The following is a 20619-nucleotide window of genomic DNA, read 5'->3' on the forward strand; positions in this document are numbered from 1 at the left end:
TTGGCTACGCTTCTTCCCGAAGTTCAAATACCTGACAATCTACCCGCAATCCACCGTTGTTTAAAGACGTCTTCAACTTGTTACAGTAGTGTCCTTTCTTTTCGGTGTATGCCTGGCAATTAAAGCACATAGGTTGTGTGGAAATAACTTCCTGCTGGTTAAGCTGGTAAATAAGCTGCATCAATTGCTCCAGTAACCCACTCTGCTCTTTGGCAGATAAATGATCTACTGTTTCCTGTAAAGGATTGGCGAACTGTTCTACTTTTTTGGCAATAGCCCGTCCTTCCTTTACAAGATGTAAAGTGTGACTGCGTGTGTCCGTAGGGCTTGCCTTACGGGTCAGGTATTGCTTCTGCTCCAGTGATTTTACCGCGTCACTGATGGTAGCTTTGGTCATGTTGAAATACGATGCCAAAGTGGTTACAGTACGTTTTTCCTCCGGGTAATGCAGTAAAAAGGTAAGTACCTGAATCTGTATGGGACTAAGTCCATACTGTGTGGCTTCCTGCCATAATAGTACGCGGAAGGCCTCTGATAATCGCTCCAGGGAGGCCACTACTTTGCTAGATGTGTTTTCCGCCTGCTGTGCGGGGCTGAATGTGGAAACTTTCCCCATATTGTCTTGCTGTCCTTAATAGTTAGTTAGTGGGGCAAGGTACAATATAAATATATGGCGGGAAATAGCATATTAGTGACATTCCTTGTCCAAATCCCGCTTTTTCCCCCTACAGCCCTCCAACTCATGAATATAATACCCTTTCCGCAAAATTTGCAGCTCCCACCGCGGTATTACTTCAGTAATATGCGAAAATCTGCAATCTTTATGCAAAATCATTAATTGTTCCCCCCTCCGGCTTTGCAGATACCTGTTGCCAAATACCAACACATCGTCAAACCGGGTGGCCTTATTGACGATAATGTCGAAATGCAAATGCCCCCCATCCTTTCTCTTAACGTAGGTATCATAAACGGCGACTTCCATAGCCCAGTACTTTTGTTGCTAACGTAAACGGTTATATTAAAATGAGGGAGATAATCCATCAGGATAAACCCATAACAGTACACTAAAACTAATCGCCTTAAACCAGGCCTGCTGCATCCGTTCTACTTCCACCGCCGGATGCCCATACCGGCCCAGGTAAGGTCTGCCAGCCTCCGCCACCGGATAAATAAAAGTGGATAAATACCGTAGATATTCCAACGGCAGCGTGGCCATATCCGCTTCGGATACCGGTTCCTGTTGTAACTGCGCCGCAATACGCTCCTCAAATTGCCACCAGGTATTCCCCTCCTGCCGGGTACATAAATCAATCAACCATTGTCGGAATTGTGGACGCAGCGTTTGCAGGTAATCCAGGTCAGGCGCACCTCCCCGCGTAAAGTAATAGGCGAGATAGTTATTCTTTAAAATATAATCATACCAGTTATCCAGGATATCTTCTGTATGCGCCAGCAAAATATCTCCAGCCATCAGAAGATATTGTTCATCATCATGGGTGAACAACAACATTCGTTTTAGCCGGACTAATACTTGCGCATCCAGTGGGGATTTGGGGGTACCTGAGCCCGCTGTGCCATGCCGCATAGCGTTATTCATACATGTTGATTTAGATGTCCTTCACGGATTGGTTATTACAAATATAATAAGGTTGCCTAACTAAAAAAATTATATCGTATCGTATGGTGTTGTCCGTTAGGGAACTGATATATTAATATAACTTTATTTGTGATTCTAAAGCGAACACTATAGCTTTGATGCCATTGAATATAACCCGTTGTATCATGCTAAAATATATCACCAGGCAGGCTTTTCATATAGTACCCATCCCCGATGGACAGGAATTTACACGGATAAAGTATCTACCCCGGGCATTGTATCTCTCTGTGGCGGCCATATTGGTGGCAGCTATTGGCGTAGTGCTGGGTAAACTGCTTACCTGGATGATGCAATGGCTTACAGCACTGGTATATTTTGGAGATATGGGCAAGGAAATCAGCACTCCCGAAAATGACGACCTGGGCATATGGATCATTGGTATTCCTATAGCAGGTGCCGTATTGTTAACCTGGTTGAGTAAATATCATAATGGTTTTCTAAAGGCGATCGGATTAACCGTTGCTATAGGCGCCGGCGCTCCAATGGGGATAGAAAGCCCTGCCATGATGTTTAACGGAGCCATGGGAAACTGGATAGGTAAATTATTCCGCTGCAATCCGGACGAATGTTATATACTTTTTGTAGCAGGTACCTGCAGCACTTTGGGAAGTCTCTTCGGTGCGCCTGTAGCCGCTATCTTCCTGGCCATAGAATGTTTTTTTGCCGTTATTACTATTAATACTATGATTCCGGTAGTGCTGGCTGCTATTACCGCTGGTATAGGCAACTACCTCTTTCGCGGTACTACACCGGTGTTTAACATTCCGGCAGCACCCGCTGTTACCATGCAGGCCTTGTTGGCCTACCTGGGAGTAGGGTTACTGGTAGGATTATGGGCAAAGATGAGTGTGAATTTATCTAAGATGATAGAAAAATGGTTTGGAAAGCTAACTATATTTAATCGCTGGTTTTTGCTGTTGGCTGCACTGGTAGTAGGCGCGGCGGGATATATCTCCCCCAGGGCATTGGGAACAGGTAATCATTATGTAAATGATCTGTTGCAGGCACATGTCACCTTGTCTATCCTGTTTGCATTGGCTGTTGTGAAATTAGTGGCCTGGCTATTCTTCTCCAGTGCTTATAAAACAGGTAGTGGAATTATACCGGTATTGGTAACAGGAGGAGCTGCCGGGTTATTGGTAGGTGTGGTGATACAACTATTATTTCCTGCCGTAATAATACATTCGGGCACTTTGGTGCTGGCGGGTATGGCAGCTATGCTGGCAGGTACATCAAGGGCGGTGTTTACCGCCATGGTGCTTTCGGTAGAGTTAACACATGATGCCAATACCATATTGCCGGTATTAGCCGCCTGTTGTATCTCCTATTGCATATCACTTATCACGTTCTTCAACAAGAAAAAAACGGAAAACATATAAATGCTTTCCGCTTTTTCTTTGCTACAAGTGCTTTGTGCTTTCCGCTTCCTTAATCATGAGGCGACACAAATTTCAATCCTATAATAGAACCAATCAATAACACGAGGAAGAATATACGCCATAACGCAGCAGGCTCTTTAAAGAAGATCATACCTGCTATTACTGTACCGGCAGCACCAATACCAGTCCATACTGCGTAAGAAGTACCTATTGGCAATCCGCCGTTAATAGCTTTGTTAAGAAAGAAGAAGCTTAAACTGATACATACAATAAAACTGACAGAAGGCCACAGCTTTGAAAAGTTCTCAGAATACTTTAATGAAATAGTAAAGCCTATTTCAAACAGTCCACCAATGACAAGGAATAACCAAGGCATAATACTGAATTTAGAAAGTAAGAAAAAATATGTTGAATAGTAAAGGCATGAAATGCCTGTTCTCTGTGGATCAGAGACCGTAGTTAAACACTGCGTAAGCGATAGATATGCCGAATGAAGTAAAACGCATACAGCAAAGGTAGCGATTTTTTTTTACTCTATTCTTTTGAGGGCCTCCCGTTTGCTTAATGGTGCCAGGGCATGACTGTTTACAAACGCCCGTACAGACGCTGGATTAGTTTTGGAGTATTCCCTTAATGCCCAGCCAATTGCCTTCTGAATAAAAAATTCTTTGGCGTGTGCATGTTGCAAAATGTATTGGTATAAAAGTGCTTCGTTGGTATGTTGCTTATAGCCATTCTGGAAAGTGATGGCAGCACGTTGTAACCAGATATTATCGCTATGGCTCCACCGGTTGGTAATTGTAGCGTTGGTATCCTGGAATTGCTTTAACCAAGGACCCGCTACAAAGGATATTACGGCATCTACGCTATCCCACCAGGATTTATGTGTGATCATGTATTCAAGCAGGTGAATATCTGTAGGTGTCCATTGTTTGCGAAAATAGGGCATTATGTCAATGGCGGCGTATTGATATTCCCGCTCCGGCTTTTCCCACAATGCTTTTATCAACGCTGGCATCTCTGTAAAATCGGGTAAACCATGTTGCGCTTTCAATGCTTTAATGATGTTGCGACGCTCAGGTGTTTTAATACCCAGGAATTCGAACTGGTTGCGCATGTATTGTTTCATGGCGGCTGCATTTTCCGGGTTGGCGGCAGACGTAAATGCACTGGTAAGCAAAGTCAGATAACGCATGTATTACACCTGTGTTTTGGTACTGATATAACGGTAAAGGTTAAATGTTTTTTGAGTAAGTAGCGCCTGTATTTCTTTTTGCAGATCTTGTTTAACTACATCTTTCATGCGTCGGTGTTGTATGAGCTGGTAAGCTTTCTCTGCCAGCAACAGTACATGTTTTTGTTGCTGATGGGAAACAGCTTCGTGATGCCTGCTAATGGCAGTGATAATTTCGTGTATGCCTGTATGTTGGGTAGCTATTGATTTGATCACAGGAATTTCCCAACCTCCCTCCTGCTTACTATGCGCCAGCAGACGGAGATTTTTCACAAAAATATCGGCATTATCCCGGTCGGCTTTGTTAACCACAAAGATATCGGCGATCTCCATCAAACCTGCTTTCATGGTTTGTATTTCATCACCAGCTTCCGGTACTACTACCACTACCGTGGTGTCTGCTACGCCGGCGATCTCTACTTCACTTTGTCCTACGCCCACCGTTTCAATAAACAGATAATCAAACCTGGCTGCTTTAATGAGATCACTTACTTCTATGATCTTTGGGCTTAGTCCGCCTAAGGCGCCTCTGCTGGCCATAGACCGGATAAATACCTTAGGATGGTTAAAATGTTGGCTCATCCGGATCCGGTCGCCAAGGAGTGCACCGAAATTGAAGGGAGAAGAAGGATCTACGGCAATGATGGCTACGCTTTTATCCTGTTCCAGCAGCGTGGTAATCAAGCCGTTAACCAGGGTACTTTTACCAGCTCCCGGAGGTCCGGTAATACCGGCCACGATGGTATGGTGGCTGATGGGAAGCTGCTCCAACAATGCTTCATACCCTCCTGCTTCATTTTCCACCAGGGAAATGCAACGAGCCAATGATTTTATATCACCGCTTAAAAGTCCGGGTATATACTGTTGGTACATTTTATTGCTTACAAATATTCAGGAACAAAAATAAGGGGTCTGCCGGTTACACCAGTAAAGAGCGATAAACATCCAGGTACTGCTCTCCTATTTCATCCCAACTGAAGCTATCTGCATGTTTTTTTATAGCGGCCATCGGTTGGGTGGCTGCGTAATGTGCCATGCCTTTGGCAAATACCTCCCGCATGTATACGGGATCAAAGTTTTCGAAGTAGTACGCGAGGTCTCCGCCTATTTCCGGCAAGCTGGTTTTATTGGATAAGAAAACCGGTTTACCGTGGTGCATGGCCTCTATTACAGGAATACCAAAGCCTTCTGCAATGGATGGAAATACAAATGCGGCGCAATTACTAAAATACCAGTATTTGCTTTCTTCATCAATAGGCCCTAAAATCTTCACACGGTCCTGTACGCCATAGTGGGCAGCTTCTTGTAATATCTGTTTCTGATAGGAGGTATTGGCGTTTCCGGCAATTACCAGCTCATAATCAGTGTCTTTCAGCAAACAGGGGATTACATGAAAATTCTTTTTGGGTAATATGGTGCCAATCGTAAACAGAAATGGTCTGCTGGGACGATACACCGGGTTATTAAAGTCGGGGTACGATTTGATATTACACCCATTGTAGATAACGCTTAAAGGGGTATCTCCTATGTCAAGGTGTTGAAGTACATCTTGTTTAACATAATTAGAGATAGCAATAAGATGATCTGCTTTATTGATCATCCGTTGTACCTTGGCAAGTTGTCCTGAGATCCTGTGCTTATAATTGGGTTTATATAAAAAATTCAGGTCATGAATGGTCAATACCCGCTTAATACTGGATGATCCAGGGGAGTAGTCGGAAAGTTGATAGGTGGTATGCCACACCTGGATGTCCTTGGAATAAGGCATCCATAGCTTGTGCCAGGCTTTTTGATTATAGTGTGCGTGTTCCGAAAAAATAGTTTGCCGGTAAGATGGCAAATAGAAGTACAGTTCTTCCGGAGGAGCCACCAATTTCAGCAAAGATTGGCCAAGTTCGCTGCAATAAGTATATAGACCGTTATTCGGATATTTTAATCTTTCACAGTCTATCACAAATCTTGGCATATACTAATCAGTTTGAATAATTGTCTGGTATATATTTATATATAACTAAATGCTTAAGCGAAGATATTACAACTTTTTACGAAAAAAAGATAATTATCTTTTACCCTTTCCCGGATTAATTGTCTTACTAACGTATATTGGTTGTCAGTCCAATTGCCTATTATTATACTAATGACGAATTTTATTTCCATATTTCCGCTTGGAATTGTAGTGTATCCGGGAGAACAACTAAACCTTCACGTTTTTGAGCCCCGGTATAAACAGCTAGTGGCCGCTTGCATCGCTGAACATAAGCCTTTTGGCATTCCAACTGTAATAAATAAAAAAATTATGGAATATGGAACATTGGTGCAAATAAAAAAGGTAGAGAAGATATATGAAACCGGGGAAATGGACATTGTAACCACCGGGGACAGTGTTTTTCGGATGCTGGAGCAAGTAGTGGAAATTCCAGATAAATTATATGCCGGCGCCATTGTAAACTATCCGGAGAATAATGCAGAAAGCCATTCCAGGCTTTTACAGGAAGTACTGCATGGTGTACGGGAACTACATGCCATCCTGCAAATTCATAAAACTTTCAAAAAAGAAGACGACCAGCTGTGCTCCTACGACCTGGCTCATCATGCCGGGTTGTCGCTGGATGAGGAATATGAGCTGCTGCACCTCTTTTACGAAACACAGCGGCTGGAATACCTGAAACGCCACCTGCACAAGGTAATTCCCATGATGGCGGAAATGGAAAGACTAAAAGAACGGGTCATGTTGAATGGGCACTTCCGGAACTTATCTGCCGATAATTTATAATTTTCAGTAAGATGCTTGCCTGGTATACGTTTCAAGGCCCTCAAAGGGGAACTTTAACGTGTCTTTAACAGGTAGGGTTTTGGTTTTTTTTGCTTCCCGCCTTAAAAAATAGATATTTGCAGACCCATATTTTAACAGGAATAAGGGCTTAAACTCAATTCTGTATTCAATGCATTGGACAAAAGTCAGTATTCTTTGCTTGCTAGGAAGCTTCTTCCTGATCGCAAATAAGGCTATCGCACAGGACAACTCACCATATTCCCGCTACGGATTAGGAGATCTGAATAACAACCAAAACACGGTGAACCGCGGTATGGGAGGGGTTTCTCAAGGTTATAGCGATCCTCAGTCGGTTAACTTTGTTAATCCGGCCAGCTATTCCAGCTTAGTGTTAACAACTTTCGACGTAGGCGTGGAAGGAGGAGGTAGATCTATTACTGACCAGGGAAATAAATTTAGTTCTGGCTTCGGTACACTCTCCTACCTACAATTGGGAATACCACTGATCATAAACAAGTGGGGGTTGAACCTCGGACTTCGCCCGGTAACCAGGTCTTCCTACAATATTGAACAAGGATTTAACGGGGCTTTTTTTGATACCCTCAAATATCCCCTGACCAACAAATACGAAGGCAGTGGAGGTCTTTATCAATTGTATGCTGGTACAGGCGTACGTTTTGGGCACTTTAGCATTGGTGTAAACCTCGGCTACCTGTTTGGTAACATTGAGAACAATACCCGCCTGGTTTTCCCGGATGCCAGCATTTACCCATCTCATAAAATGTTCCGTACCACCTATAACAGCTTCTTCTATAAGCTGGGTGTACAATACAGGGCTAAGGTAGCGAAGGAAATGGACCTCACTTTTGGGGCCTCCGGTAGCCTGAAGCAGAATATGAATGCCCGCCAGGAAATGCTGAGCGAAACATTACAATTCGACAATGCCGGGAACTATTCCAACCAGGACACGGTTAAATATGTAAAAGGAGAAAGAGGAACAGTGGTTTATCCGGAAGAATTTGCGGTGGGGATCATGCTCCGTAAATTCGATAAATGGTCCATTGGAGTGGATTTCAACAGCAGCCAGTGGGAAAACTTTAAAAGCTTCGGTGCAAAGGATTCTGCCTTGCAGAGCGCCTGGAAATTATCCGTGGGTGGTCAGTTTGTACCAAATGCGATGGCACTCAGCGGTTACTGGAACAGGGTTGCTTACCGCTTAGGTGCTTACTATGGCAATGATTACCTGAAATTGAATGGTGTAACCATGCCGATCACCGGTTTTACGGTAGGTGCTGGCTTACCTGTTCGCCGTATGGCTTACTCTAACCAGTATAGTATGGTGAACCTGGCATTCGAAATTGCCCGCCGTGGTAACAACCAAACGGCATTAAAAGAAAATATCTACCGCGTGTCATTAGGCTTTACCCTGAGTGATAAGTGGTTCATAAAACGTAAATACGAATAAAGCTCTTAGTGAGTAACTATTAGCTTTTTAGCGAAAATGCAGCGGAGATGAACATTATCTTCGCTGCATTTTTGCTAAAAAACAAATGCTAAAGCTAAATGCTATCTTTGGCCTATTATTGCGCAAAATGATTAAAAGAACCATCTTATTTTTTATAATAGCCATTGCCGTTAGTAGTTGTGAGAATGATATACAAACGGTGATGGAGTTCGATTCCAAGAAAGCAGCCACCGAAAACGGGGTTGATATTATCACCATTTTTAGTCAGGGAGGAAAGGTAAATGCCAAGCTGCTGGCACCTGCTATGGAACGTAGCCTGGATCGCCCTTCCTATGTTGCATTCAATAAAGGGTTGCGGGTATTCATGTATAACGACACCCTGGGGCTGGAAAGCACGCTTTCCGCTAAAAAGGGCAAATACCTGGAAGAAGAAGGCTATGTTTATTTATCAGATAGTGTGATAGTGATTAACAAGAAAGGCGAGAGACTGGATACCAAAGAGTTAAACTGGGATCCCAAACGTAAGATCTTTTATTCCACACAAGAGGTTTTTATAAAAACACCCACCGATTCCCTCCATGGATGGGGCCTGGAAGCAAACGAAGATTTCAGTGTTAAAAAAATCCTGAAAGTGAGTGGTCCTATTACGGTGCAAGACAGTACTACTAACCTGAACTAACTAACGGAAAGATATATACGAAAGAACCCCACCTCTGCAGGTGGGGTTCTTTCGCTTTAACCTATTTTTTAACCTAAAATTTGGGTGAACATTGCCAATAATTATGCCAGTTTGGGCTGTCTTGGCAAGAAAACCACACTTTATAACATTTGAATTGCATTCTTTGTTACGGGGCGACTCATAGAACCATCTACCGGGAATGTAGCTGCCTTTTTTCCTATTATTTCCTATATTTCGTCAAACAAATTAGCGCAAATGGAAACTATCAATTGGCCGGATTTTGAAAAAGTAGAAATCAGGGTGGGTACTATACTGGAAGCTAATGACTTTCCCAAAGCCCGTAATCCATCATATCAACTGGTGATAGATTTTGGAACAGAGCTGGGTATTAAAAAATCTTCTGCTCAAATTACCACCCTATATCAAAAAGAAGAACTGATTGGAAAGCAAATAGTAGCGGTTGTGAACTTCCCACCAAAACAAATTGCAAATTTTATCTCTGAGTGCCTTGTACTGGGTGTAGTAGGTGATAATAAGGATGTGGTATTGCTTCAGCCCGATAAGCCAACAGTCAACGGACAGCGTATAGCATAGCGCTAAAATACTCGATATTATTTTTATATTGATTATCAATTAGATAAAAGTGTTTATTTAATCTAATTCTATTTATTAATAATATTATTATTAAAATAATATAATAACACATTAACCATTATCATCAGTTTACGAACAATAATACATCGTTCACGGAAATGAAACCTAACACTAAATTTGGCGGTATATCTTTGTTCTAGGTTTTTCATAGGATATGGTTAAAATTATTACAAGGGCGGTATTCTTACCACCCTTTTTTATTTCCCTTTTGCGTTTATTGTCCGAAAAGAGCCTAATAGGTGTTTGAACATCTATTTAAATTGATAATCAATTAGTTGAATAGAAATACTCGTATTTGAAGTTATCTTGAAGCGTTTTTTGCCTTCATACGTTCACCTTCTCTTTTCTTACGTTTACCGGATAAAATATATCATTCACTAGAATGCTCACTGCAGTATCGTAAAAAACGGCCACCTTTGGTATAGGTTTTTCAATAAAGATATGGTTAAAATTTTTCGGGGCTGTAGTCTTGCAGCCCTGTTTCTTTTTCTACACCTTCCGATTCATATCTTCTTTCCTTTATACACACATAAATAATCATCTGCCTACATCTCTATCCGGGTGCTGGTGGCTATTGCTATTAAATGAATTACGGCCCAACATACAGCAATGTACTGCATGCCGGGCCGTAATAAATAATGGGCGTTGTGAATGCTATTGCTGGAGCTGAGCCGGGAAAGGCTTGTTCAGCAGGTTATTATATATAAAGCGGTAAGATTCGGCAGATGAATGCACACTTTTTAAGCCACCCCAACCATGGCGCTCGCCGGGGTACAGCATAAATTCAAAATGCTTGTTCAGATTTTCCAGTTTGTCTATTAACTGAATGCAATTTTGCATGTGTACGTTATCATCCATGGTACCATGTACAATACGGATCAGTCCTTTATATTTATCTGCGTAGGTCATTACAGAAGTAGCTTTATAGCCATCCGGGTTTTCGGCCGGGGTATCCATATAGCGCTCTGTATAGTGGCTGTCGTATAACTGCCAGTCAGTTACAGCATAGTTGGCCATGCCATGGGTAAATACATCCGCGCCATAGGTAAGGGCCATGCAGGTCATATATCCGCCAAAGCTTCCGCCGGTCATACAGATTTTACTGCTATCAGCCCAGGGTTGCGCCCGCAGCCACTTAGCGGCATCCATATAATCCTCAATTTCATATTTGCCCATTTGACGATGGATATAATTCATTCCCATTTTGCCCAGCTGCCCGCTGCTACGGTTATCAATAGCCACCTGTATTACACCTTCCTGTGCCCACCATTGCTGGGTGTTGGTGTATTTCCAGCTATCATACACCGTACCGGCGTTAGGACCTCCGTAGATGCTGATCAGGACAGGGTATTTTTTGCCCGGCTCCATATGCAATGGCATCGTAATGGTAAATGGTAACGTAAGACCATCGCGGGTTTTATACGTTTTTAGCTCCGTTTTGGCGACGTTGTAGTTTTCAAAATGTTCTCCTTTACTATCGCCCAGTTCACGGATCACCTTACCGTTATTGTCCATCAGCGCCATTTTTGACGGCGTTTGCAGGTTGGAATAGGTAGTAATGAAGTATTTGCCGCCAGGCGCTATTTTAATACTGTTCGTATAGTCGCCTTTGGTCAGACGCGTAATCACACCGGTTTTCATGCTCACCTTGTACAGGTCAAAACGGGTAGACGCTTCCTTACGGGCGGTGAAGTATACCAGTTGGTTTTTATCATCTATCTGCAATACTTCCTTTACAGTCCAGTTGCCGGAAGTCAGCTGTTTTTTCAGGGAACCGTCCATATTATAGAGGTACAGGTGCGACCAACCGGTTTTATCGCTCTGCAACAGGAAGCCCTGGTTGTTTTGTACAAAAGGTACGGCATCGAACCAGTCGATCCAGGTCTTTTGCTTTTCATCGTAGATTTCTTTCTTAGCACCGGTTTGTGGGTTGATGCTATATATTTTCAGGTTGTCCTGTCCGCGGTTCATCCATTGCATCCACAATTGCTGGCTATCGTCTGTCCAGAAAGGCATACCGAAGTACTGGTCGTCATTTTCGTTGAAATCGGCCCAGGTGGTAGTGCCACCGGAAACGGGTACTACGCCTACTTTTACAGCAGGGTTAGGATCGCCGGCTTTAGGGTAGCGGGTGTTTTCAAGATAGCCATGCTGGCCCTTTTCGCTATAGATCGGGAATACCGGCACTTTGCTGTCGTTGAAGTGCATGTAAGCAATTTTACGGCTATCAGGACTCCACCAGAAAGCGCGGTAACGGGTAGGTCGTCCCAGGATTTCTTCATAATATACCCAGGATGCCCAACCATTGTAGATGACGTCGGAACCATCGTTGGTATAACGGGTTTCCTTTTTGGAAGCTATTTCTACGCTGTACAGGTCATTATTGCGGGTAAAAGCCACATATTTCCCATCCGGAGAAAGGGTGGGATTTTTTTCTTCTGCGGCGTCATTGGTTAAGCGCACAGTATTGCCATCTGCGGCTTTGTAAAACACATCTTTTTCGCGCACTTCCACACTGGGGCCGTCTACCGGTGCCGTATATATGGTGGCTTTGCCGGTACGGGCATCTATTTCCCAGGCCTGCATACGACCATTAGCAGTGTCAGGACGCATTTCCAGGTAATGATCTGCATGGGTCCATTCCCGGATAGCGGGCAATGGCTTGCTAATGCCGGTGGCTTTGCCTTTAAATGCCTGTTCGAAAGTAATGTCCTGCTTTTGCTGCGCATGCAAACAGGGAGCTGACAGCAGCAATAACGCGATACTGCTGATGGTGGTTGGCTTAAACCATTGTTCGCTTCTCATAATTTGTAAGATCAGGTGGTTTTATCTTGTCGTTAGCGGGCGAAAATAAGCATAACTGGAAAATAGTCTTGACAATTTACACAAGCGGGTACCCCTCTAAAAACCGGCCATTGGCCAAATCCCACCAATTATGAAAGATTTTCCCGCGCCTGGTAATTGAGGCTATAAATAGCAGTGGAAGCGGTTACCTTTAAAATGGTTTTCATAGGATATGGTCAAAAAATAAGAGGGCTGTAGTCTTACAGCCCTTTTTACTATTTTTGCACTCCAATAGGAATTACAACTTACTACATGACACAATTATCTGAGCAAGAGATTATACGCCGGGAAAAATTACAGGAGCTGCAGAATTTAGGTATAGATCCCTACCCTGCAGCGGAGTACCCGGTTAACGATACTTCCGTTAATATAGTTTCTAATTATTCGGAAGAAACAAAAGAACAATTCCAGCAGGTATGCCTGGCAGGCCGTATTATGACCGTGCGTGATATGGGTAAGGCAGCATTTGTCAAGATCCAGGACAGTATTGGTCGTATCCAGATATATATCCGCAGGGACGATATCTGCCCCGGCGAAGACAAAACATTGTACGATGTTGTGTTTAAGAAGCTGTTGGATATTGGCGATTTTATTGGGGTGAAGGGATATGCCTTCGTTACCAAAACCGGAGAAACCTCTGTTCACGCCACAGAACTCACCATCCTGGCTAAATCACTGCGCCCGCTGCCTATCGTAAAAGAAAAGGAAGGGGAAGTGTTCGACGAAGTAACAGATCCTGAATTCAAATATCGTCAGCGCTATGTTGACCTGGTGATCAACCCGGAAGTGAAAGAGGTGTTTATCAAACGCACCAAAATCATGCAAACCATCCGTGATTTCTACAATAACCTGGGCTACCTGGAAGTAGAAACACCGATTCTGCAGCCAATCCCCGGTGGGGCTACCGCACGTCCATTCATAACGCATCACAATGCGCTGGACATGCCGCTCTATCTCCGTATAGCCAACGAATTATACCTGAAACGCCTGATTGTAGGTGGTTTTGAAGGGGTATACGAGTTCGCAAAAGATTTCCGTAACGAAGGCATGGACCGTACCCATAACCCGGAATTTACCGTAATGGAAATGTACGCCGCCTACAAGGACTACGAGTGGATGATGCGTACCACCGAGTCGTTGCTGGAAAAAATAGCCATTACCTTACACGGCACCACTGCCATCCAGGTAGGCGATAAAACCATCGACTTTAAAGCACCATTCCGTCGGGTATCCATGTATGAAGCTATCCTGGAGCATACCGGCATCGATATCGCCAACATGGACGAAGCCCAACTCCGCGAGGTGTGCAAACAATTAGGCATACATGTAGATCCTAAATTAGGAAAGGCGAAACTGATCGATGAAATTTTCGGTGAGAAATGTGAAGGCAACTATATTCAGCCAACTTTCATTACGGACTACCCGGTAGAAATGAGCCCGCTGACGAAGAAACATCGTAGCAAAGCAGGCCTGGTAGAACGTTTTGAGCTGATGGTGAACGGTAAAGAAATTGCCAACGCCTATAGTGAGCTGAATGACCCTATTGACCAGCGTGAACGCTTCGAAGAGCAGGTACAACTGATGGAACGCGGCGATGATGAAGCCATGTACATTGACTACGACTTCCTGCGCGCCCTGGAATACGGTATGCCGCCTACTTCCGGTATCGGTATAGGGATTGACCGCTTAACCATGCTGATGACGAACCAGCCATCTATCCAGGATGTGCTGTTCTTCCCGCAGATGAAACCAGAGCAGAAAGCATAAAGCAGAAGGCATAAAGCTATTGTAGCGAATGATAAGAGCAATTGGGTAATTTAATACTCGCTCTTGTCATTCGCTACAATAGCTTTATGCCTTCTGCTTCACGCTTTCTGCTCCTCAAAAAATGGCATTAAATTTTCAGTAGGCGTTCATATACCAATGCACATCGTTAACTTTAAGTAGTGCTTCATTGTATCTTAAAATTAGCCATATGAAAACAATCTTAGTACCTACTGATTTTTCTGATACTGCCTACAATGCTGCTATTTACGCCCTATCACTGGCCAAAAGTTTAGGCAGTACCCGTATTGTATTGTACCATGCATATGAGCTGATTGTGCCCGTTCCGGATATACCTACCATGATACCTATGGTAAATCCGGATGACCTGGAGGCCGCCAGTAAGGAAGGACTGGAGAAGATGAAGAAAGAATTGCAGGCCCTGGTCCCGGCAGATGCTTCCCTGGTAACACGGGCCGACAATACCCTGCTGGCCGCTACCATTGAAGAGGTTTGTAAGAATGAAGAAGCAGACCTGGTGGTAATGGGAATTACCGGCGGCAGCAAACTGGAAGAAGTGCTGATAGGCTCCAACACCATTGATGTGGTGAAACATACCAGCTACCCGGTATTGATTATCCCCGGGAGTGCAAAGTATAAGCCCATTGAAAAAATAGTGTTTGCAGCAGACCTTCGCAAAGTGGCCGAAACTACGCCAGTGGAGCCACTGAAGAAGCTACTGCACATTTTTAATGCCGAACTGCATGTTATCAATATTGATCACGAAAGCCGGCATTTCAGCACAGATACACCTTTTGAAACATTAATGCTGGATACACTACTGGAAGATTTTCACCCGGTTTATCATTTCATAGATAACCCGGATATAGTAGAAGGAATTGTAGAATTTGCAGAAGAAAATAAAGCGGATATTGTACTCACTATTCCTAAAAAACATGGATTATTTGAAAGCATTTTCAGGCGTAGCCGTACGCTGAAACTAGCCTACAAAACGCATATCCCGCTGTTGACATTACATGAATAATTTATACATTTGATAGATATTAATTTTTATAATAACACTATGCTTAAACGTTCATTATTAGTACTGCTGGGCTTTTTCTGCCTGCAGACCAGCCAGGCACAGCTCCTGAAAAAATTGGGTAAGCAACTGGAAACTGCCACCGGTCAAAACAACAATAGTACAGGTAATTCTTCCGGCCTTTCCCTGGCTGGTATAACAGAATCCGATGCTGGCGGTGCCATCAAAGAAGCCCTGGCTAAAGGTGTGGCAGCAGGTATTGCCAAACTCAATAAGAAAGATGGCTTTTTTGGTAGTGATGTATATAAATTGTTGCTGCCACCAGATGCCGTGAAAATTGGGAATACCCTGCGCCAAATCGGCCTGGGCCCACAGGTAGATAAAGCCATTCTGCAAATCAACCGTTCTGCGGAAAAAGCCGTTGGATATGCTGCGCCCATCTTTGTATCTGCGATTAAGCAAATGACATTAACAGATGCGTTGAACCTCGTAAAAGGCGGTCAAACTTCTGCTACTGACTTCTTCAAAAGCAAAACAACAGATTCACTGAAAACAGCCTTCCTGCCGGTGATTAAGAAAACGCTGGACAGCACCTCCGCTACCCGCTATTATTCAGATATTGTTACCAATTATAACAAACTGCCTACTACCTTCAATAAAGTAAATCCGGATCTGCAGGACTACGTGACCACAATGGCCGTTAATGCACTGTTTGACCAGATTGCGAAAGAAGAATTAGCGATTCGTGCTAATCCTGCTGCCAGAACTTCTGACTTGTTGAAGAAAGTATTTGGATCGAAATAATGTAACGCAGAAAGCAAAAAGCTATTATAGCGGTTGATTAAAGTGTAGGATTAAATATCCGCTCTGATCAATCGCTATAATAGCTTTTTGCTTTTTGCTCTTGGGGTAAGGATCTACTGCCCCGCCGCTGTCAAAAGCACCTGCCATGCGGGAGCAACCTTCCCTTCGTCAAGCAGCTTTTTTGCATAGCGATGTAGCTCTTTATCCATTTCTTCCGGTGTTACACTGTAGTATTGGATAATATTTTTGAGATGGTCGTCATAAAAGGCGGCATCGATGACCGGCATTTCATGTACGTTGCCCAGTTGGCCGAGATTGTTGCCGGTAAGGATGTTACTGTTGCGGATGGCGGTAGGCAAAGCATCTACACCAATACCTAGCTGGGTATTGGGTTTTGCTACTTCAAATACCGCATCGCCGGAGGCACGGCAGTAATAGTCGCCGCCCATGCGCGCTACCAGGTCTATTTTATGCGGATCTATTTTACCGGCAGCATCGAGTATGTTGTCGTTGAGGTGTATCATCACCGGCTCGCAAATGACGAGGTTGCCGGCGCCTCCCTCCTTTCCTGTTTCAATGATCTGTTTTACGATACATTCAAACTGCACCGGGCTTTCCTTTACCCGGAAAGGCTGTACTTTTTCGGAAGCCAGTGGTGTAAAGCCAGCTTTCTCAAATTCGTTGGTACCAGCCGGATATTCGCAGCTACTGAGCGAGGTTTGTTGCACCATCGCATAGTTCACTACATTGATCACCACCTCTTTGGTAGCATATACATTTTCCAGTGTATGCTTTACCGTATTATCACGTACCCGGCGGGCCGGTGAAAATATCAGGGTGGGTGGATGGGATCCAAATACATTAAAGAAGCTGAAGGGCGACAAATTAGGCCGTCCATCTGCATCTATGGTGCTGGCAAAGCAAATAGGGCGCGGTGCGATGGCACTCTGCAGGTACGCATGCAACTCAACGGTTCTTAACTGAGACGGATCTATTCGCATGCTTATGCTTTTTTCTTGAGTGCCAGCAGGGAAAAGTCGGTGTCTTCTTTCACAATGGTATTGGAAAGTGTGCCCAAACCGGTTATTTCCATTTCTACCACATCGCCTGGTTGCAGCCACTGCTCCGTATAATCCGGATTATCCAGCTTGCCGGTGCCGTTTAGCTCCAGGAAGCAACCGGTTCCTACGGTGCCGCTGCCGATGATATCCCCGGGCAGTATATTTACACCATAAGCGCAACGTTCTATGATTTCTGCAAAGGTCCAGTCCATATCACCCATATTACCTTCACTTACGGTGACGCCGTTTACTTTACAGGTCATTTTCAGGTTGTAGTTATTGCCGGTATGATTAGGTTGGGCAGGTATTTTCAGGGATTCCAGTTCATCAGGTGTAACCAGCATTGGTCCTACTACGGTGCTGAAGTCTTTACCCTTGGCAGGTCCCAGGTTGAGCAACATTTCCTCCATTTGCAGGGTACGGGCGCTCATATCGTTCATAATCATGTAGCCACCGATATAGTCGTCTGCTTCTGCTGCCTTGATATTGCGACCGGCTTTGCAGATCACCACGGCTACTTCCAGTTCAAAATCCAGTTTCTGGAAATGATCAGGCATACAGTGAATATCGCCGGGGCCCTGTATGGCGTTGTGGTTGGTGAAATAGAAAATCGGGTACTGATCAAATTCCGGGATCATGGGCACCTTACGGTTACGGCGTGCAGCCGCCACATGCTGACGGAAAGCATATCCATCGCGGCAGGAAGTAGGAAAAGGCACAGGAGATAGCAACTGTACACTTTCCACTGGAATACCAATAGCGCTGCTGGGGTTCTTACCAGCTTTCAGCAGGGCATCCGCCTGTTTGGCGATGTCAATCACATCTTCCCACATCATCAGGAACATGCCCATGTTATTCGGAAGATCCGGAAACAGTTCCTGGGTATTGTATAACAGGCCGTTTACCAGGATAGCTAACTGGTCTGTTTCATCTCTTAAATAGCTTACTAGTTTCATGTGTTGGTAATTGTTCTGGTTGTATGATGGGCCAAATATAAGAATGGGCTTTAAATGGTTTGCGTATTTTTTTTTGCGAGGTCCTGTCTTCGCCAAAAGATCATAAAAATAAGCCGACAGCCGGGTAATTGCGTTATATTTATACACAGAACACCACGTATATGCGTTCCTGTTTGCTGATCTTGTTATGCTATAGCCATCTCTTTATTGTACAGGGCCAATCCCGTACAGATACTATGCTGCAAAACTTGCTACAGCGGGAAGGTTCTCCGGCGCTGAAACATATTTTGCAGTATCCTGACTCCTTCCGCTACCAGCTTATTTATACGCAGATAAACCGGGACGCCGATAATACGCCTCATTTTAAAAACTATTACCTGGAGGTAGATGCCAATAAATATTTTAATCCTGCCAGCACCGTGAAGCTCCCCATTGCTTTGCTGGCGCTGGAGAAGCTGCATGAGCTGAATATTCCCGGACTCACGGGGAATACGCCTATGTTGACAGACAGCGCGTGGCAGGGGCAGGAAAAAGTGTATACAGACAGTACCGCGGAGAATGGGTTACCATCTATCTACCATTACATCAAAAGAATATTCCTGATCAGTGATAACGACGCTTACAACCGCCTGTATGAATTTATGGGGCAGCAACGCATTCATGAAAGATTGTGGGCCATGGGCTATAAAAATATGCGTATTGTGCGCCGCTTTATGCCGCTGACAGAGGAGGAAAACCGGCATACCAATCCCCTGCGTTTTGTGGAAAACGGCCGGCTGATTTATGCGCAGCCAGCGGCATATGACACGCTGACGTTTGATTACAGCCAGCGCTTCACGATTGGTCACGGGTACCTGGACAAAAACGACCGACTTGTGTTTTTACCTATGGATTTTACAAAGCATAACAATTTCCCGTTGGAAGATTTACAGCAGATGTTGCAGTCGGTGTTGTTTCCCGCATCAGTGGCTGCCACAGCGCGTTTCCATCTCACAAAAGCAGACCAGCAGTTTTTATACCGCTATATGTCGCAGTATCCATCGGAAACACAGTGGCCCAGGTATGATACAACCGAGTATTACAACAGCTTTACCAAGTTTTTTTTCTTTAAAGATGGGAAGCAGAACATTCCATCCTATATACGTGTATTTAATAAAGCTGGATGGTCTTATGGGTTCCTGACAGATGCGGCCTATGTGGTGGATTTTAAAAATAAGGTAGAGTTTATGTTGACGGGCAACCTTTACGTAAACCGCGACGGCATTTTGAATGATAATAAATATGAATATGAGGAAGATGGCTATCCCTTTTTCCGGGAGATTGGCGAAATAATTTACAAATATGAATTGCAGCGCAGGAAAAAGCATTTGCCTAACCTGCAATCATTTAAGATCAACTATAAGGAATAGGGCATCGGATAGATAATATTTATAGCCTTCTGACATTGTATAGTGCGGGAAATAATACGCGAACATTGTATTTTTGCTTTTTACCGGACAGCCATATCTGAAATGCGCACCATTTTTGACATAACTGCCGGGGCTTATAAGGAAGGTTTTATTCATATCCCGTAACTGCTCTCTAAAATTCGGTTATGAAGTTTGAAAAGATTAAGAACAAAGGACAGGCAAGATTATTTGAAAGCCAGTATCTGGAGATGCTGACAAAGACGCATCCATTGGTGATCTGGGGGCTGTATTTGCCCATTATTGGTTATATGCTTTACTATAGCCACGACACATTAGGCTTTACACCCGGCACCGTATTCGGTGTATTCATTGGGGCCATGGCATTTTGGTCATTTTTTGAGTACATCATGCATCGGTTTATGTTTCACTTTGCGAGTGATAACCCCAAAGTGCAACGTTTTATTTACGTGATGCATGGTAACCACCATGAGTATCCAAGAGACAAACAACGCTTGTTTATGCCTCCGGTACCCAGTCTGATACTCGCTTCCGCCATTTTTGGCGCGCAATATATCTTCCTGCGGCAAATCACTTTTATGTTTTTTCCGGGCTTTATCCTGGGGTACCTGATTTATGGTAGTATGCACTACGCCATTCATGCGTGGAATCCGCCATTCCGGTTTATGAAACCGTTGTGGCGCAACCATCACCTCCATCACTACAAAAGTGAAGATAAAGGTTTTGGGGTGAGTTCTTCTGTATGGGATCGGGTATTTGGTACTTTCTTCGACCTGGATAAAGAGAAGGAAGACAAAGAAAAAGTAAAGGAATTAACTTTCTAGCAATTAGCAGTTAGCTATTAGCTTTTAGCAAAAATGCAGCGGGGAACATAATATAA

Annotated in this window: 20 protein-coding genes; 10 read left to right on the plus strand and 10 right to left on the minus strand. The window is 43.9% G+C overall.

Annotated elements, in window-relative coordinates:
- Positions 1-4: 4 nt before the first annotated feature.
- From AC5ZC7_RS30830 to AC5ZC7_RS30840, 3 genes are all read right to left on the minus strand, one after another.
- Positions 5-616 carry a MarR family transcriptional regulator gene (locus tag AC5ZC7_RS30830; protein ID WP_496161530.1) on the minus strand — a complete coding sequence of 204 codons (612 nt, stop codon included), beginning with the start codon at positions 614-616 and terminating at the stop codon, positions 5-7.
- A gap of 72 nt (positions 617-688) precedes the next feature.
- Positions 689-982 (minus strand): DUF2024 family protein, encoded by a 294-nt coding sequence (locus AC5ZC7_RS30835; protein WP_496161529.1) that lies wholly within the window; start codon positions 980-982, stop codon positions 689-691.
- Positions 983-1018: 36 nt separating this feature from the next.
- Complete coding sequence (locus tag AC5ZC7_RS30840; protein ID WP_496161528.1) at positions 1019-1597, minus strand: protoglobin domain-containing protein; 579 nt, start codon at positions 1595-1597, stop codon at positions 1019-1021.
- Positions 1598-1782: 185 nt separating this feature from the next.
- Here AC5ZC7_RS30840 and AC5ZC7_RS30845 point away from each other — a divergent pair, with 185 nt between their 5' ends.
- Complete coding sequence (locus tag AC5ZC7_RS30845; RefSeq protein ID WP_496161527.1) at positions 1783-3036, plus strand: chloride channel protein; 1254 nt, start codon at positions 1783-1785, stop codon at positions 3034-3036.
- 49 nt (positions 3037-3085) lie between these two features.
- Here AC5ZC7_RS30845 and AC5ZC7_RS30850 read toward each other — a convergent pair whose 3' ends face one another.
- The 4 genes from AC5ZC7_RS30850 to AC5ZC7_RS30865 form a co-directional block, all read right to left on the minus strand.
- A complete protein-coding gene (locus AC5ZC7_RS30850) occupies positions 3086-3412 on the minus strand; it encodes an SMR family transporter (protein WP_496161526.1) in 327 nt (108 codons plus the stop codon).
- Positions 3413-3565: 153 nt separating this feature from the next.
- On the minus strand, positions 3566-4231 hold the full coding sequence (locus tag AC5ZC7_RS30855) for a DNA alkylation repair protein (protein WP_496161525.1): 666 nt from the start codon (positions 4229-4231) through the stop codon (positions 3566-3568).
- Positions 4232-4234: 3 nt separating this feature from the next.
- Positions 4235-5143 carry a methylmalonyl Co-A mutase-associated GTPase MeaB gene (meaB, locus tag AC5ZC7_RS30860; RefSeq protein WP_496161524.1) on the minus strand — a complete coding sequence of 303 codons (909 nt, stop codon included), beginning with the start codon at positions 5141-5143 and terminating at the stop codon, positions 4235-4237.
- A gap of 46 nt (positions 5144-5189) precedes the next feature.
- Entirely contained in the window at positions 5190-6236 is a 1047-nt protein-coding gene (locus AC5ZC7_RS30865) for a glycosyltransferase (protein WP_496161523.1), read from the minus strand.
- Between the two features lie 171 nt (positions 6237-6407).
- Between AC5ZC7_RS30865 and AC5ZC7_RS30870 the strand changes: the two genes are divergently transcribed.
- The 4 genes from AC5ZC7_RS30870 (at position 6408) to AC5ZC7_RS30885 (ending at position 9781) form a co-directional block, all read left to right on the plus strand.
- Positions 6408-7043 (plus strand): LON peptidase substrate-binding domain-containing protein, encoded by a 636-nt coding sequence (locus AC5ZC7_RS30870; protein WP_496161522.1) that lies wholly within the window; start codon positions 6408-6410, stop codon positions 7041-7043.
- A 169-nt stretch (positions 7044-7212) separates the two neighbouring features.
- Complete coding sequence (bamG, locus tag AC5ZC7_RS30875; protein WP_496161521.1) at positions 7213-8508, plus strand: BamG family beta-barrel-assembly machinery protein; 1296 nt, start codon at positions 7213-7215, stop codon at positions 8506-8508.
- 127 nt (positions 8509-8635) lie between these two features.
- Positions 8636-9187, plus strand: coding sequence for an LPS export ABC transporter periplasmic protein LptC (gene lptC / locus AC5ZC7_RS30880; RefSeq protein ID WP_496161520.1), 552 nt, complete (start codon positions 8636-8638; stop codon positions 9185-9187).
- Positions 9188-9442: 255 nt separating this feature from the next.
- The gene (locus AC5ZC7_RS30885) at positions 9443-9781 is read left to right on the plus strand and encodes a tRNA-binding protein (RefSeq protein ID WP_496161519.1); all 339 of its coding nucleotides are present in this window, start codon (positions 9443-9445) and stop codon (positions 9779-9781) included.
- Between the two features lie 714 nt (positions 9782-10495).
- Here AC5ZC7_RS30885 and AC5ZC7_RS30890 read toward each other — a convergent pair.
- Positions 10496-12646, minus strand: coding sequence for a DPP IV N-terminal domain-containing protein (locus tag AC5ZC7_RS30890; RefSeq protein WP_496161518.1), 2151 nt, complete (start codon positions 12644-12646; stop codon positions 10496-10498).
- A 291-nt stretch (positions 12647-12937) separates the two neighbouring features.
- Here AC5ZC7_RS30890 and lysS point away from each other — a divergent pair, with 291 nt between their 5' ends.
- The 3 genes from lysS (at position 12938) to AC5ZC7_RS30905 (ending at position 16295) form a co-directional block, all read left to right on the plus strand.
- Complete coding sequence (lysS, locus tag AC5ZC7_RS30895; protein ID WP_496161517.1) at positions 12938-14452, plus strand: lysine--tRNA ligase; 1515 nt, start codon at positions 12938-12940, stop codon at positions 14450-14452.
- 208 nt (positions 14453-14660) lie between these two features.
- Entirely contained in the window at positions 14661-15494 is an 834-nt protein-coding gene (locus AC5ZC7_RS30900; protein WP_496161516.1) for a universal stress protein, read from the plus strand.
- A 39-nt stretch (positions 15495-15533) separates the two neighbouring features.
- Positions 15534-16295: a DUF4197 family protein gene (locus tag AC5ZC7_RS30905; protein WP_496161515.1), complete on the plus strand. Its 762-nt coding sequence runs from the start codon at positions 15534-15536 to the stop codon at positions 16293-16295.
- A 113-nt stretch (positions 16296-16408) separates the two neighbouring features.
- On the opposite strand, the gene AC5ZC7_RS30910 is transcribed toward AC5ZC7_RS30905, so the two are convergent.
- Together AC5ZC7_RS30910 and AC5ZC7_RS30915 are read right to left on the minus strand one after the other, a co-directional pair.
- Positions 16409-17296 (minus strand): flavin reductase, encoded by an 888-nt coding sequence (locus tag AC5ZC7_RS30910; RefSeq protein ID WP_496161514.1) that lies wholly within the window; start codon positions 17294-17296, stop codon positions 16409-16411.
- Between the two features lie 2 nt (positions 17297-17298).
- Positions 17299-18312 carry a fumarylacetoacetate hydrolase family protein gene (locus tag AC5ZC7_RS30915; protein WP_496161513.1) on the minus strand — a complete coding sequence of 338 codons (1014 nt, stop codon included), beginning with the start codon at positions 18310-18312 and terminating at the stop codon, positions 17299-17301.
- A 161-nt stretch (positions 18313-18473) separates the two neighbouring features.
- Here AC5ZC7_RS30915 and AC5ZC7_RS30920 point away from each other — a divergent pair, with 161 nt between their 5' ends.
- On the plus strand, positions 18474-19721 hold the full coding sequence (locus tag AC5ZC7_RS30920) for a serine hydrolase (RefSeq protein WP_496161512.1): 1248 nt from the start codon (positions 18474-18476) through the stop codon (positions 19719-19721).
- 185 nt (positions 19722-19906) lie between these two features.
- The gene (locus AC5ZC7_RS30925) at positions 19907-20563 is read left to right on the plus strand and encodes a sterol desaturase family protein (protein WP_496161511.1); all 657 of its coding nucleotides are present in this window, start codon (positions 19907-19909) and stop codon (positions 20561-20563) included.
- Positions 20564-20619: the final 56 nt, after the last annotated feature.

The sequence above is a fragment of the Chitinophaga sp. 9-1-y genome, from assembly GCF_059511905.2.